Below are 13,991 nucleotides of genomic sequence, written 5' to 3'. Positions count from 1 at the left end.
GAAGCGGCCTGGTGCCGCTCGAAGCGAGAAAGTATTCAAAATCAACGTTCCGGCCGCCATCGTTCGCAGCATAGCGTCTTGTTGCGCGTGCTCGGCGGGATGTCCGGCCATGATCGCATGGGAGGCCACTGGCGGACCAACGGAGCGCCGTCAAGGCTCGCGCTGCGCGCGACCGGCTCCGCCGGCTCGCGGCCTTGACTGCAATCCGCTGGCCCGGCTCCTTTGCTTCCATGCGTTCATGGCCTGCTCTGCGCGATCGCGCTCATGCTGCAAACTCAAGCGGCTGTACGACGCCATCGAAAACGGGGTCGCCGACGTCTCCGATCCGCTGCTCAAAGAGCGCGTACCCGAGCTGAAGTCCATCCGCGATCAGGCCCGCGCCGACGCAGAGCGGGCCAAGGGCGCGCTTGATCGGGCTGGGCCGAGCATCACACCCCAGGCACTCAAAACCTTCGCCGGCCAGGCCCGTAGGCGGATGCGAACCGAGGCGGGCGGCTACCGGCGCGACCACCTCCGTGCGCTGGCCCAGCGCGTCGAAGTGGACGCGAAGGAAGTTCGCATCATGGGATCGAAAAGCGTGCTCTTGCGCACTCTCATCGCCGCGTCCGGCGCAAAAACGGCAGGTTTTGGAGTGCCCAGTTTTGTACCGAAGTGGCGCGCCCGGAACGATTCGAACGCCCGCCCCTCAGATTCGTAGTCCGATGCCCTATCCGGCTGAACTACGGGCGCGTTTTCGCGAACAGCGATGGCGGGCTTGGCCCGCGACGCCCCGGTTCGTGAACCGGAATGGCATGGCGGCCGACGAAGATGGGCATCTTGCATCTCCCTGGCCTCCGCCTGTCCGATAGAGAGCGAAGAATGAGACGGCAATTTTCTTTGGTGATTCTCGTTGCGGCTCTGCCGATCCTGTCGGCGTGCGGGCAGCCGGTGCCGGACGACAAGGCCGCTTATGTCGGCGAGTGGCACGCGCAGGCGATGGACGTTGAGCTCACGAAGGACGGGACCGTCCGCTACAAGCGCGTCAGGCGCAATACCACGGCAGGCAGCACCACGATATCGATCGACGCTCCGTTGCGGCGGTTCGAGGGCGACAATTTCGTCGTCGGCATTCCATTTCTCACGGCGACATTCGAGGTATCGACGCCGCCGCACCAGGAGGCGGGGACATGGAAGATGGTGGTCGATGGCGTCGAGCTGACCCGCATTCCCTAGCCGGACTTCTCCGCCGGAAACCTGACGGCCCAACCCCAATGCTCAGAGAACGGCCCTGACTTCAGGCGGGGTCGTTTGCGGAGCCCAGGTCGGGACGAATGCCGTAGCGGCGCAGCTTGGCATAGACGGTGCTCTTGGCGAGACCGAGCGCGGACGCGGCGGCTGCCACATGACCATTGCATGAGCGCAGCGTGCGCGCGATGAGATCGCGCTCGGAAGATTCGGCGAGCGACAGGCCCTGGTCGTCTCCGGCACGCAATTCCGTCTGGGGGATGACGTCGGGCAGGTTCGAAACTTCGATCACGTCCCCGTCCCCGGTCAACATCAGGCTTTCGACCAGATTACGCAGCTCGCGCACGTTACCCGGCCAGTCATAACCTTGCAGGCGCGCAAGCGCCTGCGGCGTGAAACTGCGATCGCCGAGGCCATAGCGCGTCCTTGCCTGAGCAACGAAGTGTTCGACCAGCATCGGAATGTCATCCGGCCGCTCCTTCAAGGGAGGCACGACGACCGGGACCACCGCCAGCCTGTAGTAGAGATCCTTGCGGAAGCGCCGTTCATTGACCTCGATTTGCAGCTCGCGGTTCGTTGCAGCGACGAGCCGGAAGTCCACCCTGCGCGTCGTGGTCTCGCCGATGCGGTTGATCTCGCCGCTTTCCAGCGCCCGCAGCAACATGGGCTGGAGGTCGAGCGGCAATTCGCCGATCTCGTCGAGGAAAAGAGTTCCGCCCGAAGCGGCTTCGATCTTTCCGGCGGAGCCGCCGCGACGCGCGCCGGTGAAAGCACCCTCCACATAGCCGAACAGCTCGCTGGCGAGCAGCTCGCGCGAGACGCTGCCGCAATTGACGACGACGAAGGGACGTTCGCGCCGAGGCGATGCCGCATGGATGCCTTGGGCAAAGATCTCCTTGCCGACGCCGGTCTCACCGAGCAGCAAGACGGGCGCGGAGGTCGCGGCGACGCGACGGCACGTCTCGACCACCGCATGCATCCTCGCATTGCCGTGGACGACGCTTGCGAATGCATGCGTCCCGTCGCGCGTAAACGGCAGGGACGTCCTGCTCGCGGCCACCGGCTTTGGCGCGACCATGACCGTGCCGAGATGTTCACCCTGGTAGACCACCGGCCGCAGCCACTCCTCCTTGATCCAGGCCGGGCGTGAAGTACCCCAGGGACGGTCATCGCTGGTCCCGATCTGAGGAAAGTCAGGCTGGCCCCGTGGCGCGCCGAGGTCGCGCATGATCTGCGCCATCTCGCCGTTGGCCTTGAACGGGCGCCCGGCACTATCGAACAGCACCGTGTGGTGGCGGTCCGCGGCAGGCACCATCCAGAAGCACTGATCAAGCAGCCGGTAGCGGGCGTCCATCTCCATCTGGAGCAGATGTGCCTCGATGCGCGCGGCCGCCGAGATCGCCAGTGCGAGGGCCTGCCGTCCGTAGGAATCGGACAGCCCGGAAATGTCGATGGCCCCGATGACTGCGCCGTCGATGGGATCGCGGATGACGGAGGCCGAGCAGGTCCAGCGCTGGATCCCGGAGCAGAAATGTTCGGTGGCATGGACCTGGATAGCCTGGCCGGTCTGCAGCGCCGTGCCGATCGCGTTGGTGCCGCAAGTCGCCTCACTCCAATTGCTGCCGGGCAACAGGTGCGTCTTCTCCACGGCATTGCGCAGCGCGAGCCTGGTATCGCCTTCCAGGCGCAACACGATGCCATCGGCATCGGTCAGCACCATCACCGTGCCGGTTTCCAGCATGTAGTCGCGCGCCAGCGCCATGGTCGAAGCGCCGGCGTGGACCAGGCGGGTGCGCTTGTCGAGCAGGCGGTGCAGCCGGTCGTCGTTCATCGGCAGAGGCGCCTGGCTGCGCCGATAGTCCACGGCCGATTGCTGGCTCCGCCGCCAGGACTCGTTGATCGCGGGCCGAACGACCTGCCCGCCGGCGCCGCTCCCGGACATGAAGCGCTCCCAGCTGGTCAGGACGGCGCGTTCAATGCCTGGATTGGCAAAGGCTTCCTCCGGTGTCTGCCCCAACACGCTTCCTCCTTTGACGCGCTGAGCGGTCCAAGATCTTCTTGTTGTTGGGGGACCCCAAGCTTTATCGCATGATTTTGAAACCATTCCATGCCGAGGCGCAACTGACAACCGGATCAGGGCGCAACTTAGGCGCGCCTCCGACCGCACTGCGAAAGCCGTGAAGCCGAAAGGCGCGCCGAATGCCCTAACCTGACAACGCGCTTACGCGGCCTTGCGCCGGTGCAGGGCGTCGTAGAAGGCCGTCTCGAAACGCATATATCCGGTGAACGAAGCCGGATCGCCGAACGGCAGGATCTGGGTTGCCCAGTAGCCGCCGAAGCCATTCTGCCGGTCGATCCAGTAGAACAGGTTTGCCAGGCCCGCCCAGCCGAGCGCACCCGCGGGGCGGCCCGTCGGTGCCTCCTCGTCATTGACCATGAACGTGAACGCCCACGATTTCGATTGTCCCGGGAAGAACTCGGCATCGTTGGAGAGCGACTTGATCACGCCCGGCAGCGCCGTCACCTTGAGATCGCCGAGATGGTTCTTTTCCGCCATCTGCACGGTCTCCGCTTTCAGCACACGACCGTGCGGGCCGTTGCCGTCGTTCAACCACATCCGGATGAACCGCATGTAGTCTCCGACCGTGCTGTAGAGGCCGTGCCCGCCCATATGGACCTCGGGGCTCGCCGGCAACTCGAAGTCCATCGGCGTGAGCGAGCCGTCGGCGTTGCGGGCGTGCACGCCGGCAAGCTTGCTACGGACGGCGTCGTTGATCTCGAACGTCGTGTTCGCCATTCCGAGCGGCTTGAAGATGCGCTCGGCGAAGACCTCGCCCAGCCGTTTGCCGGTAATGCCCTCGACGACCTGCCCCACCCAATCGATGTTCGTTCCGTACTCCCACCTCGAGCCGGGATCGAACAGCAGCGGCGTCATGAGCGAGGCCTTGGACGAGGTGATCACGCTCGGCTGTCCGTGCTCGGTCGCCAGGCGCAAATAGTTTTCGTTGAAGAAATCGTAGCCGAAGCCGCCGATGTGCAGCAGCAGCATGCGCGTGGTCACCTCGCGCTTCGGCGCACGCAGCCTGGGCTGGCCCTTGGCGTCGAAGCCGTCGATCACCTGCAGCTTGCCGAGATCGGGCGCATATTTCTTGGCGGGAGCATCGAGATCAAGCCGACCCTCTTCGATCAGCTGAAGGGCGGCGGTGCCGGTGATTGCCTTGGTGGTCGAGAAGATGGCGAAGCTCGAATCGGTCGTCATCGCCTCCGGCTTGTCGCTCCGACGCTTGCCTGCGGCGCCTTCGTAGATGTTGCCGTTGCGATCCGTCACCATGGCGACGACGCCCGGCACACCGTTCCCGTTCGTGACGGTCTCATTGAGGATTGCGTCGGCGTCTACAGCGAATTCCTTGCGCATGTGTTTCTCCGTTCTTTGTTGGCGAGGTGCAAAAAGCGAGGCCGCGCTCACGCGACGGATCGCGCGGCCTTCGCGGGGCTTATTGCTTGGCGAAGCCCTGGTAGCCGGCGGCGGCGACTTCATCGCACTTCTTGCGATAGGTCCCGACGCCGCCGATGTAGGACAGCAGTCGGCGCGGCTTGCCCTCGACGTTGGAGCCCATGTACCAGGAGTGAGTCTTGGTCACGAGAGTCGCGCTCGCGATCTCGTCGTGATGGGCGACCCAGGCATCCTGCGCTTCCCGCGTCGGCTCGATGACGCTCAGCTCGTTCTTGCGCAGATAGCCAATGCAGTCGCTGATCCACTCGACCTGCTGCTGAAGACACGTCGTCATGTTGCACAGCGCGGTGGAGGGTGCCAGCGGCGCGCCGGTCGTGAACATGTTGGGATAGCCATGGACCTGCAACCCCATGGTGGTACGGATATCGCGGCTCCATTCGTCCTTCAGCGAACGGCCGTCGCGGCCGCGGATGTCGATGCGGGTAAGCGCGCCCGATCCGGCGTCGAAGCCGGTCGCAAGGATGATGACGTCGAAATTGTACGTCGTCCCATCGGCGAGCTCGAGGCCTGCGGGCGTGATCCGCTTGATCGGATTGTCCTTGACGCTCACCAGCTCGACATTCGGCTGATGATACGCTTCGAGATAGTTGGTCTCGAGCGGAACGCGATGCGTCCCGAAGCCGTAGTCGGTCGGAATCAGCGTCTCGCACAGTTTCGGATCCTTGAGTCGCGCGCGCATCTTCTTGCGGACGAATTCGGAGATTTCCTCGCTGACGTCCTCCTCGAAGAACATCTCTGCGAACGAGGCGAGCCACAGCCGCAGCGAGCCCTCGTCCCAGATCTTCTCCAGCACCGCATGGCGTTGCTCGCTGGTCAGATCCTTCCAGTTGCCGTTGGTGAAGTCGTACTCGAAGCCGGTGAAGCTGTGGGGGAGCGTCTCGCAGAACTCCTTGAAGCGCGCTTTGTAGGCCTCGACCTCCTTCGGGCCATATTTCGGATTCTTCATCGGGATGATGTATTGCGGCGTGCGCACGAACACCTTCAGGCTGCCGACCTCGCTTGCGATGGTCTGGATCACCTGGATGCCGGTCGCCCCGTTACCGACGACGCCGACGCGTTTGCCGGCAAGATCGAGATCCTGCTTCGGCCAGCGGCCGGTGTGAACGAGCTTGCCCTTGAACGTCTCCTGTCCGGGAAACACGGATGTCAGTGGCGCCGACAGCATGCCGGTGCACGTGACCAGGAATTGCGTGTCAATGACCTCGCCGCTGTCGGTCGTGATCGTCCAGCGCTGCGTCGCCTCATTGTAGACGGCGGAGGTGATCGTCGTGCTGAAGCGGATGTCCTTGCGCAGGTCGAGCTTGTCGGCAACATAATTGAGCCAGCGTTCGATCTCGGGTTGGCCGGGGAAACGTTCGCTCCAGCTCCAGCCCTTGTAGAGCTCTTCGGAGAACAGATACTGGTAGATGTAGGCCTCGGAGTCGAAGCGCGCGCCAGGATAGCGATTCCAGTACCACGTTCCACCGACACCGGTTGCCGCGTCGAACGCCTTGACCTTGAGACCCAGCTCGTCGCGCAGCTTGTAGAGCTGGTAAAGGCCAGCCACGCCCGTACCGATGACCACCGCGTCGAGACTCTCGTGTCGACGTGCGGAATTGGTCTTGTTCCCACTCATGCATTCCTCCCAATCTCGCTTGTTGTCCTCCCCCGCCGCAAGGCGTGAGATGCGAGTGGGAAACGCAGATTGTGTGCCAGCCCCGGCGCGCGGCTCTAAGCACTTGCGATGATTGAGTTTATGGTTTGCCGGCTGCGGCGCGGCGCGTTCGAAAATCGAACTGGAGGAGAGGCGCGAGACCGAAATCTGATCGCGCATGCGCGTTCACGGTTTCCGGAGACCCGTGCAACTCATTCGGCGCAAACGAGGCGGCCCACGCAGGATTCCGCGGGCCTGAAGCAAATTCCTGTCAAAGCCGCAGCGCGTTCACGAGTGCAGCCAGCGCAGCTGGCTGATGTTGACGACTGGGGTAATACATGAAGAAGCCGGGAATTGGCGGCGTCCAATCCTCCAGGACGCGGATGAGCCGACGCTTCGCCAAGTGCTCAGCGACCTGCTCTTCATAGGCGAGCCCGATGCCAATTCCAGCGAGCACCGCCTGAATCACCAAGTGCGTATCGTCGATGATGAGCGGGCCGTTCACGCTGACCGTGACCGACTTTCGTCCCTGCTCGAATTCCCATCGATATGGACCGCTCGGAAGACGCAAGGTTATGCAGCGATGATCATTGAGATCCTTTGGTTTTTGCGGAATGCGTCGTGACGCGAAATAGCGAGGCGATCCAACCACCGCCAGTCGCAATTCCGGCGTGACCCGCACGGCGATCATATCCTTTTGAATGTACTCGCCGAGCTGAATACCGGCATCGAACTCGCCCGCAACAAGGTCTACGGGGCCGGTGACGGTGACAACGTCGAGGATGATGTCAGGATAGGCCTCGACGAATGCCGTCAGCTTCGGCAGCAATACCATCACCGCCGCCGACCGGGACATTACAATTCGAAGGCGCCCTGCAGGTCGCTGACGAACGCTTCGGGCTTTGTTGAGAGCACGATCAATTTGCTCGAGTGCCGGAGACAAGTCGTTCAAAAGGGCGGCCCCTGCAGCGGTTGGCGCGACACTCTTGGTTGTTCGAGCAAGAAGCTGCAGCTCAAGCCGTTGCTCAAGTCTCCGGATCGTATGGCTGAGAGCAGACTGTGACACGCCGAGCTTTACTGCGGCCCGCGTAAAGCTTCGTTCATTCGCGACGACTGCAAAAGCCGTCAGCTCGTTCAGTTCGTTTCTCATGATTTATGAATATCACTCATGACTCTATCCCATGCAACAGGTCTAGCATCATAAGCCGCTTGGCCCTAGGTTCGGCCAACAGGGAGCATGAGGCACCTTCGACACATTCCGGGCGCTTAAGACTCTCGGCACGGCAGGCGGGCCGCGCGTGTCGGTCCGTTGTAACGATTTTTGCGGGATGACTGATGGACACGGATGTTCACGCCTTGCGCTCCCTGGCGCAGACCTATTTCGACGCGGCCTATGAAATGGATGCCGAGAAATTTGCATCCATATTCCATCCCTCGAGTTCCGTCACAAAGGTCGGTGACGATGGCAACGTGGCTGTGACGCCGATTGCCGCGTGGCTCGCAGCTGTCCGCAACCTGAGAGCACCGAAAGAACAGGGCCTCGAACGCGACGACCAGATCGTGTCAATCGACGTCGAAAGAGAGCTCGCGCTCTTGAAGTTGAAATTTCAGATTCCGCCTCGTTACTTCACGGACATGCTGTCATGCTTAAAGGTCAACGGGGCCTGGAAGATCGTTCAGAAGGTGATGACTTCGAAACCGTAACAATTGGCGGAACCTCCGCCACGGAACGGCATGTACGCGGGTCGCGGGAAGGCGTATGGTTGTTGGGTCCTTCTCGCACGACGATCAACATGACGTGGAGGTGGCCATGAAATATGTGCTGCTTGGTAATCTGAGCCCGGAGTGGGCGAGCAAGCAATCGGAGCGGATCGGCAAGGCCAAGGCAAAGCTCGACAATCTGGGTATCAAGATCGAGTCGATCCACTACACGCAGGGCTACTACGATTTCGTCGACATCATTGATGCCCCGAATCCGGAAGCGGTGCTCGCGTTCTCGGTCTGGTACTCGACCCAGGGTCTGGGGCGGATCCAAAGTATGCCAGCCTTCGACGCAAAGAGCTTCGAAGCCGCGATCAAGAACGCAGCAGGCTAAGCGCTGCCGGCTCACGGATCGCAGATCGAGCGACGGCAAGATGAAAGCGACGGTGTCGCTACGGGCCGTTGTGCGCGGCGTTGATGAGACCATCGCGCTTCACGCTCCGATCCACGAGACGATCTATTGCGACTCGACGCTCGAAAACGAGGTGGTCGCCATTGGCGATGGCGTGGCCGTCGCACATGGAGCCGTCTCACGGTTGGCGCCGGGCATCCCGCCGGACCACATTCCGTGGACACCTTGATCCAAGCGGTACTGACCCGCTGGGACGGCAAATGGCTGATCAAGGCGCTCGAAAACGTGACCTTGACGTACCCACGCACCGGCGAGCCGGTCCTGCGAAAGTGACGTCGGCGGAGAGATTTCCGGAGCCGACGCGCGTTGGAGGCGACGATGAAGACGATGGAGGCGAACGTCAGGAAGCTGTTCGAGCAATATGAGAGTATCTCCAAGGCTTCTTTGCGCGGCGACGTCGACATGGACGACGTCGCCGCGCTCTACGCCTCCGAGTTCGTCGCGGCCACGCCGGCCGGCGTGATGACTGGGAAGAACGACGAGCATCTCAAGCAGATCATCGCCGAGGGCTATGCCCACTACCGGGCCGTCGGAACAAAGGAGATGCACATGCGGGGACTCCGCATCTCGCCGATAGACGAACACCATTGCGTCGCCCATGTCGCCTGGAGAGCGACGTATGTCCGCAAGAACCAATCCGACGTCGTGATTGATTTCGACGTCCACTACCTCGTCCAGCAGTTGGGCGCAGAGCCCAAGGTCTTCGGATGGGTGTCGGGGGACGAGCAGGCGCTGCTGAGGGAGCACGGCGTCATTTGACGCTGACTAGGCCCCTCACGCACATCTGATACCGAAATGGCGCGCCCGGAACGATTCGAACGTCCGACCCTCAGATTCGTAGTCTGATGCTCTATCCAGCTGAGCTACGGGCGCGTTTTTCGCAAACAGCGATGGCGGGCATGACCCGCGACGCATCTCCCGGAGGGCCGGGTGCGAAAGAGCGCTCTGACTAGCCGCTCTTGCCGGCGTTGGCAAGGTCCGGGATGGGGAGATTTTTGCAAGGAGATGACGGTCAGCATGGCCATTCCGGGGCTCGCGGAGCGAGAAGTGTGGAATCTCGCGCCGAAAACCTCTGGATTCCGGGTTCGGCGCTTCGCGCCGGCCCTGAATTACGGACTCAGCTCGGCCGCTGGCCGACTTACGCCCTTGCCCGCTCGTTGCGGATGGAGAGCAGTTCCACGGGGCGGTCGGGGATGACGATGCGGAAGGTGGCGCCGATGGTGCCTTCGACGAGGTGGATGTCGCCGCCATGGGCGCGGACGAGCTCGGCCGCGATGGCAAGGCCGAGGCCGCTGCCGCCGGGGCGGCCGGAGGTCTGGAACGCCTCGAACAGGTGCTCCCGGGTCTTCTGGGGAACGCCTGGACCGGTATCGGAAACCTCCAGGATGGCGACGGCGCCCTCGCGTTTTCCGGTGATCCGGATCTGCTGCACCCCGCCATCGCCGGACGAGGCATGGGTTTCCAGCGCCTGGGCGGCGTTGCGGACGAGGTTGAGCAGCACGCGGAACAGCTGGTCGGGATCGGCATCGACCGAAAGCCCGCGCTCGATCGCGGCGACCCAGGCGATCGTGGCATCGCTGGCCAGCCCCGCGGTCTCGCGCACCTCCAGCACCACCGGCTCGATCAGAATCATGCGGCGGTCGGGCGCGGCCTCCTGGGCGCGGCCATAGGACAGCGTCGACTGGCAGAAGGCGATGGCGCGCTCGAGCGAGCGCACCAGCTTCGGCGCAAAGCGCTGCACCCGCGGATCCGGCACGCTGGCGAGCTGGTCCGACAAAAGCTGCGCCGAGGCCAGCAGGTTGCGAAGATCATGGTTGATCTTGGAGACGGCGAGGCCGAGGGCAGCGAGCCGGCTCTTCTGATTCAGCATCGACATCAGATCGCGCTGCATGTCCGACAATTCGCGCTCGGCCACCCCGATCTCGTCGCTGCGCTGGCTCGGCACGATGATCCGCGCCGCGCTCTCGGGATTCTCGTGGAAGCCGACCAGGCTGGCGGTGAGCCGCCGCATCGGGCGCACGAACAGATAATGCAGGGCGAGATAGACGAGGCCCGCGGTCAGCGCCGCGATGATCAGCGCGACCACCACTACGTTGCGCGAGAAGCGGTACATCTGCTGCCGCAGCGGCAGCTCGTCGGTCACAATCTCGATGAATTGGGCATTGCCGACGCCGGGCCCGACGATGCGGATGGCCTGGTTGCCGGTCTCCAGCATCATCCGGAACGAGCCGGTGATTGCGTCCCAGGCCGTCATGTCGCGCAGATCGATGTCGTGCTCGATGGCCGAGGGAAGGTTGTCACTGGCGAGCAGCCGGCGCTGCTGACCCATCTTGATGGCGACGGCGCGGGCATTGATGCTCTTCAAGATCTGCCGCGACAGCGAATCGGGAACCATGCCGAGCGGCGCGGCATCCAGCACCAGTGCTGCCGTATTGGCCGCCGCCACCCGGTCGTTGAGCCGGTTGACCCAGAAGTTGGCGATGGCGGGCACGTAAAGCAGGCTGGCCGCAATCATCACCAGGGGGATGGTGAGCAGCAGCAGCTTGCCTGACAGCCCGAGCCCGCCCGACCCACGCGGCCGCATCGCCGGCTGGTCCGGCTGATCCAGATCCTGGATCGGCTGGCGATCTGTGGCTGCCACGAAATTCGCCCCTGTTGACCTTGGCTGATGCAGGATGCGACCCGTCCCGGGTCCGGTCAAATTACGGATCGCTAATCTGCCGAGGTGAGATGTAAGCGCTGGTAAAGCGAGTCGCCACCTCAAGGGTTAAAAACCCCGCACAAACAGCGATATTCATCGGAAACGCGCGCTTGTGCGGCGTTGACGAAAACAAGGCGCTCCCTTATAAGCCGCGCGAATTGTCCGCGATGACCCGGTGCGACACCGGGAGCGGCTCTCTTGGGGCCGGAAACGGCCCGTTTTGGGCCGCATCTTCGGGACTTTACCATCAATTCTACAGGCAAATTGCCCGGTCAGCGGAGAAAAACCCGTGAAGCGGACTTATCAACCCAGCAAACTGGTGCGCAAGCGCCGTCACGGCTTCCGTGCCCGTCTCGCCACTGCCGGCGGCCGCAAGGTTCTCGCCGCCCGCCGCGCCCGCGGCCGCAAGCGTCTGAGCGCCTGAGCCGGACCCCCTTTTTGGGATTTCATCATGGATCGGCTGAGGCAGCGGGCGGATTTCCTCGCCGTTGCCAATGGCGCGCGGGTGAATAATCCCGCGTTCGTCCTGCAAAGCCGCCGCCGGGACGACGGCGGCCCGATCCGGATCGGCTTCACCGCTTCCAAAAAGAACGGCAACGCCCCCGAGCGCAATCGTATCCGGCGCCGGCTTCGCGAATTGGTGAAGCGGCTCGATCCGGTGTCGATGCAACCCCATCATGATTATGTGCTGGTCGGACGAAGGGACGCGCTCTCGCGCGACTTCGCGACCATGCTCGACGATCTGCGCATAGCATTCACGAGGCCGGCGCGGCATACGGCCAAAGGACCGGCCAAGGCGCGCGGCCAGAGGCCGGATCGCGCCACAGCGACCAGCCGCAAACCGGATTGATGACGAGACAATCGAGATGACCGACAATCGCAATACCATCCTCGCCGTCATTCTATCCGGCCTGGTGCTGATCGCCTGGCAATATTTCTACAACGTGCCGCAGATGGAGAAGCAGCGCGCCCAGCAGCAGGCGCAGACCGAGCTCCAGAAATCCACGCCGCAGCCGACGGCGTCCGCAACGCCGGGTACCACGCCGCAGGCGGGCGGCGCGACTCAGCCCTCGACACCGGCCGCGAACCAGCAGCAGGCCCAGCCGGTCGTTGCCCGAGACGCCGCGATTGCGGCCAGCCCGCGCGTGAAGATCGACACGCCGCGGATTGCCGGCAGCATCTCGCTGAAGGGCGGCCGCATCGACGACATCGCGCTGGTGCAATTCCGCGAAACGGTCGACCCGAAGTCGCCGCCGATCATCCTCTATTCGCCCTCGGGCACGGCGGAGCCCTATTACGCCGAGTTCGGCTGGGTGGCGGCGACGGGCGTGACGGCGAAGATGCCTGATGCCCAGACCGTCTGGCAGCAGGACGGCAGCGGCAGCCTGACGCCATCGACGCCGGTGGTGCTGAAATGGGACAATGGCGAGGGCCTCACCTTCCGCCGCACCATCGCGGTCGACGACCATTATCTCTTCACCATCAAGGACGAAGTGAGCAATGTCGGCAACGCGCCGGTCACGCTCTATCCGTTCGCGCTGATCTCGCGCCACGGCGCGCCGCAGGTCTCCGGCTACTACATCCTGCATGAAGGCCTGATCGGCTATCTCGGCGACCAGGGCTTGCAGGAATACGCCTACAAGAAGATCGACGAAGCCAAGACGGTCAACTTCAAGGCCACCAATGGCTGGCTCGGCATCACCGACAAGTACTGGGCCTCGGCGCTGCTGCCGGACACCAATGCGCAGCTTCAGGCGCGCTTCTCGTCGAACCCGGTCGGCAACGTCCACACCTACCAGACCGACTATCTGCTCGATCCCGTCACCGTCGCGATCGGCGGCACCGCGACCGCGAATGCGCGGCTGTTCGCCGGCGCCAAGGAAGCCGGCGTGGTCGGCGTGTTCCCGTTCGCCGGCCTCGGCGGCTACAACAAGGCGCTGGGGCTCAACCACTTCGATCTCTTGATCGACTGGGGCTGGTTCTACTTCATCACCAAGCCGATGTTCCTCGGCCTCGACTTCTTCTATCGCTTCTTCGGCAATTTCGGCATCTCGATCCTGCTCGTGACCGTGATCGTGAAGCTGCTGTTCTTCCCGCTGGCGAACAAGTCCTACGCCTCGATGGCGAAGATGAAGTCGATCCAGCCGCAGCTGCAGGCGCTGAAGGAGCGCTATCCCGACGACAAGGTGAAGCAGCAGCAGGAGATGATGGAGATCTACCGCAAGGAGAAGATCAATCCGGTCGCCGGCTGTCTTCCCGTGGTGATCCAGATCCCGGTGTTCTTCTCGCTCTACAAGGTGCTGTTCGTCACCATCGAGATGCGGCACGCGCCGTTCTACGGTTGGATCAAGGACCTCTCGGCGCCCGACCCGACCAATTTGTTCAACCTGTTCGGACTGATCCCGGTCGACCCGACCACGATCCCCGTGTTCGGCCACTATCTGGCGCTCGGCATCTGGCCGATCATCATGGGCATCACGATGTGGTTCCAGATGAAGCTGAACCCGACGCCGCCGGATCCGACGCAGCAGATCATCTTCAACTGGATGCCGCTGATCTTCACCTTCATGCTGGCCGGCTTCCCGGCGGGCCTCGTGATCTACTGGGCCTGGAACAATCTGCTCTCGGTGGTCCAGCAGAGCTTCATCATGCGCCGCAACGGCGTGAAGGTGGAGCTGTTCGACAATCTCAAGGCGACGTTCGCGAGGAAGGCGACGTAGGCGCCCTTGCCGGGCGCAAATGCCTC

At 63.1% G+C, this 13,991-nt stretch carries 13 protein-coding genes and 2 tRNA genes; 8 read left to right on the top strand and 7 right to left on the bottom strand.

Annotation, left to right across the window (positions count from 1 at the left end):
* Positions 1–652: 652 nt before the first annotated feature.
* Positions 653–729: transfer RNA gene (locus BLV07_RS16340), tRNA-Arg, on the bottom strand.
* Positions 730–858: 129 nt separating this feature from the next.
* Here BLV07_RS16340 and BLV07_RS16335 point away from each other — a divergent pair.
* Entirely contained in the window at positions 859–1,212 is a 354-nt protein-coding gene (locus BLV07_RS16335; protein ID WP_091887324.1) for a lipoprotein, read from the top strand.
* Between the two features lie 61 nt (positions 1,213–1,273).
* Here BLV07_RS16335 and BLV07_RS16330 read toward each other — a convergent pair whose 3' ends face one another.
* From BLV07_RS16330 to BLV07_RS16315, 4 genes are all read right to left on the bottom strand, one after another.
* Positions 1,274–3,244, bottom strand: a complete 1,971-nt coding sequence (locus tag BLV07_RS16330) for a sigma-54-dependent Fis family transcriptional regulator (RefSeq protein WP_244551124.1) — start codon at positions 3,242–3,244, stop codon at positions 1,274–1,276.
* A gap of 201 nt (positions 3,245–3,445) precedes the next feature.
* Entirely contained in the window at positions 3,446–4,639 is a 1,194-nt protein-coding gene (gene acmB / locus BLV07_RS16325; RefSeq protein WP_091887322.1) for a methyl acetate hydrolase AcmB, read from the bottom strand.
* A 79-nt stretch (positions 4,640–4,718) separates the two neighbouring features.
* Entirely contained in the window at positions 4,719–6,353 is a 1,635-nt protein-coding gene (locus tag BLV07_RS16320) for a flavin-containing monooxygenase (RefSeq protein ID WP_091887320.1), read from the bottom strand.
* Positions 6,354–6,642: 289 nt separating this feature from the next.
* Entirely contained in the window at positions 6,643–7,521 is an 879-nt protein-coding gene (locus BLV07_RS16315; protein WP_091887318.1) for a LysR family transcriptional regulator, read from the bottom strand.
* A gap of 185 nt (positions 7,522–7,706) precedes the next feature.
* Between BLV07_RS16315 and BLV07_RS16310 the strand changes: the two genes are divergently transcribed.
* The 4 genes from BLV07_RS16310 to BLV07_RS16295 all read left to right on the top strand — a co-directional run bounded on the left by BLV07_RS16310 (position 7,707) and on the right by BLV07_RS16295 (position 9,303).
* On the top strand, positions 7,707–8,075 hold the full coding sequence (locus BLV07_RS16310; RefSeq protein ID WP_091887316.1) for a nuclear transport factor 2 family protein: 369 nt from the start codon (positions 7,707–7,709) through the stop codon (positions 8,073–8,075).
* 106 nt (positions 8,076–8,181) lie between these two features.
* Entirely contained in the window at positions 8,182–8,466 is a 285-nt protein-coding gene (locus BLV07_RS16305; protein ID WP_091887314.1) for a GYD domain-containing protein, read from the top strand.
* Between the two features lie 40 nt (positions 8,467–8,506).
* Positions 8,507–8,713, top strand: a complete 207-nt coding sequence (locus BLV07_RS48325; protein ID WP_210187797.1) for a hypothetical protein — start codon at positions 8,507–8,509, stop codon at positions 8,711–8,713.
* A gap of 158 nt (positions 8,714–8,871) precedes the next feature.
* Entirely contained in the window at positions 8,872–9,303 is a 432-nt protein-coding gene (locus tag BLV07_RS16295; protein ID WP_091887419.1) for a DUF6841 family protein, read from the top strand.
* Between the two features lie 37 nt (positions 9,304–9,340).
* Here BLV07_RS16295 and BLV07_RS16290 read toward each other — a convergent pair.
* Positions 9,341–9,417, bottom strand: a tRNA-Arg gene (locus BLV07_RS16290).
* Between the two features lie 265 nt (positions 9,418–9,682).
* A complete protein-coding gene (locus tag BLV07_RS16285; protein WP_091887313.1) occupies positions 9,683–11,185 on the bottom strand; it encodes a sensor histidine kinase in 1,503 nt (500 codons plus the stop codon).
* Between the two features lie 349 nt (positions 11,186–11,534).
* On the opposite strand from BLV07_RS16285, the gene rpmH reads away from it, so the two are divergent.
* Genes rpmH through yidC form a run of 3 tightly spaced genes read left to right on the top strand, consistent with a single transcriptional unit; the run spans position 11,535 to position 13,965 of the window.
* Positions 11,535–11,669 (top strand): 50S ribosomal protein L34, encoded by a 135-nt coding sequence (gene rpmH / locus BLV07_RS16280; RefSeq protein WP_008542748.1) that lies wholly within the window; start codon positions 11,535–11,537, stop codon positions 11,667–11,669.
* A 27-nt stretch (positions 11,670–11,696) separates the two neighbouring features.
* Entirely contained in the window at positions 11,697–12,095 is a 399-nt protein-coding gene (gene rnpA / locus BLV07_RS16275; protein WP_091887311.1) for a ribonuclease P protein component, read from the top strand.
* Positions 12,096–12,111: 16 nt separating this feature from the next.
* Positions 12,112–13,965 (top strand): membrane protein insertase YidC, encoded by a 1,854-nt coding sequence (gene yidC, locus BLV07_RS16270; RefSeq protein ID WP_091887309.1) that lies wholly within the window; start codon positions 12,112–12,114, stop codon positions 13,963–13,965.
* Positions 13,966–13,991: the final 26 nt, after the last annotated feature.

This window comes from Bradyrhizobium sp. Rc2d (assembly GCF_900099855.1).
In the GTDB taxonomy this organism is placed as follows: Bacteria; Pseudomonadota; Alphaproteobacteria; order Rhizobiales; family Xanthobacteraceae; genus Bradyrhizobium.
Note: the sequence above shows the minus strand (reverse complement) of the source record. Positions and strands in the feature narration are given on the sequence as shown.

What these genes read in the sequence shown, in the direction of transcription:
- BLV07_RS16335 (WP_091887324.1), top strand. Translation starts at nt 859, where the DNA reads ATGAGACGGCAATTTTCTTTGGTGATTCTCGTTGCGGCTCTGCCGATC.
- acmB (WP_091887322.1), bottom strand. Translation starts at nt 4,639, where the DNA reads ATGCGCAAGGAATTCGCTGTAGACGCCGACGCAATCCTCAATGAGACC.
- BLV07_RS16320 (WP_091887320.1), bottom strand. Translation starts at nt 6,353, where the DNA reads ATGAGTGGGAACAAGACCAATTCCGCACGTCGACACGAGAGTCTCGAC.
- BLV07_RS16315 (WP_091887318.1), bottom strand. Translation starts at nt 7,521, where the DNA reads ATGAGAAACGAACTGAACGAGCTGACGGCTTTTGCAGTCGTCGCGAAT.
- BLV07_RS16310 (WP_091887316.1), top strand. Translation starts at nt 7,707, where the DNA reads ATGGACACGGATGTTCACGCCTTGCGCTCCCTGGCGCAGACCTATTTC.
- BLV07_RS16305 (WP_091887314.1), top strand. Translation starts at nt 8,182, where the DNA reads ATGAAATATGTGCTGCTTGGTAATCTGAGCCCGGAGTGGGCGAGCAAG.
- BLV07_RS48325 (WP_210187797.1), top strand. Translation starts at nt 8,507, where the DNA reads ATGAAAGCGACGGTGTCGCTACGGGCCGTTGTGCGCGGCGTTGATGAG.
- BLV07_RS16295 (WP_091887419.1), top strand. Translation starts at nt 8,872, where the DNA reads ATGGAGGCGAACGTCAGGAAGCTGTTCGAGCAATATGAGAGTATCTCC.
- rnpA (WP_091887311.1), top strand. Translation starts at nt 11,697, where the DNA reads ATGGATCGGCTGAGGCAGCGGGCGGATTTCCTCGCCGTTGCCAATGGC.
- yidC (WP_091887309.1), top strand. Translation starts at nt 12,112, where the DNA reads ATGACCGACAATCGCAATACCATCCTCGCCGTCATTCTATCCGGCCTG.